A 1,799-nucleotide genomic window follows, 5' to 3' on the forward strand; every position below is an offset into this window, starting at 1 on the left:
CCGCTGGAGGTCTTTATGGATCTGATCAAGCAAACCCAGGATGCGCCGTCAGGCGTTCATTAACCCGGGTGTTGCACTTGGAGTTGGAGACCGCCCCTTCTGGGATAACAGTCCGTACCTAATTAATGGTTTGCATGCTGGTAGTATAAAAAATATTGCTGCTAATGATCGACTAAATATTTGTAATCAGCAAAATAGTCTTTCGCCGGGTCAACATAAAACGAAGCCACAACATATTCTTTATGACGACGAAGAACTGATGAAGCGAGTCAGTGACCTATTTAAAAAGGCTTTCTCAAAAGACTTGATGTTTGATTTTCGTGGTGGTAGCAAGCTTCCAATCCACGTAGGGCAGATCCCGATGGGCGAAAACGTAGTGGATCGCGTAGGAAATGATTATGTTTCAAAAGTTCGTGAAAATCCCCTTTTAGATAAGCAAGGCGCCGGCATTAAAAGTTATGCTGGAATTCTATTTGAGACAGTTGCTTCAGAGAGAGACATTACCCTTCTGGATGAGCCGGAAGCATTCTTGCATCCTCCTCAAATGAGAAGGCTGGGAGAGACATTATCATCTGAAGTTAAAGGTCAGTTAATTGTTGCAACACATAGTAGCGATATTCTCCGGGGGTTCTTAGAAGGGACCAAAGGTAGAGTTCGAATATTAAGAATTCAACGAGAAGGTGATGTTAATATTGTATACGAAGCTGCATCCGAGACCATAAAAGAGCTTTGGGAAAAGCCAGAGTTGAGATATTCAAATGCTCTGGAAGGTATATTTCATGAACAAACAATTATATGTGAAGATGATAGTGATTGTCGTCTAATTAATTCTGCTGCCGATTACATTAATAGCAACAACACAGCTCCTTTCAAAGATACCTCATACGTACCCACTGGCGGCAAACATGCAATACCTAAAGTAGCCGACGTTTTAAGAAAGATAGGTGTGCCAATAAAGGCCGTTTTCGATATAGATTTCTTATCGGAGCGAGATTTAGTCAAAAACACTGTTTCAGCGTTTGGCGGCAACTGGATTGAGGTCGAAGTTTTGTGGAGAAGGGTCGACTCTGCTGTAAGAGGTGGAATTAAACCAAAATCAGCTAAAACCATTAAGTCCGAAATAATCCAAGCGTTGCAGAATGCAGGCGAAGAAAAGTTACCGAAAGGTGATATAGCAGCACTCATGAAACAAGGTACTGCTTGGAACGAGGTTAAAAAATTTGGTGAAATCGCGATTCCTAATGGTCAGGCGCAAACGGACTACAAAGCGCTCAAGTCTGCTTTAGAGAATTTGGGTATATTTGTAATACCAGTGGGAGAAATAGAAAAATTCTGTCCGGAAATTGGATCACATGGGCCTAAGTTCGTTACCAAGCTGCTAACTGACATACCTTTGTCAGATTCACGTCTAGCCTGCTTAAGAGACTTCGTTGCGCATATACATAGATGAAAGATCACATAGTAAGAATGGCAGCGGACAAGCCGCTGAATGCTGGCCCTTGTTGATTAAGCCATGCGTCACTCCCTATCGAATAGGGACAAAACCTCACTCCAATACTGATTGCTTAAGCGCAAATCTATAGCATCCTTCGCTTCAGAATTTTGCGACGCCGCCATCCAAGAGGCGGTATTGTCAATACTAAGGCCATACGATAGTACTTGTTTGTGCTCCGGCAAAACCTCAGCCCTGTTTATTTCGTCTACTGAAGTGGACCCCGAAATTTGGACAGGTGCCTAAGCTCTGATTCATCATCTCCACAAGGAGGAGAATCATGAGCAAGAAACGCAAGCAATACAGC

Annotated in this window: 1 protein-coding gene; it reads left to right on the top strand. The window is 42.9% G+C overall.

Annotated elements, in window-relative coordinates; genetic code table 11:
• Window positions 1-40: 40 nt before the first annotated feature.
• A complete protein-coding gene (locus BM036_RS19565) occupies window positions 41-1,450 on the top strand; it encodes an AAA family ATPase (RefSeq protein ID WP_091855298.1) in 1,410 nt (469 codons plus the stop codon).
• Window positions 1,451-1,799 lie beyond the last annotated feature (349 nt).

This window comes from Marinobacter segnicrescens, assembly GCF_900111555.1.
GTDB lineage: Bacteria > Pseudomonadota > Gammaproteobacteria > Pseudomonadales > Oleiphilaceae > Marinobacter > Marinobacter segnicrescens.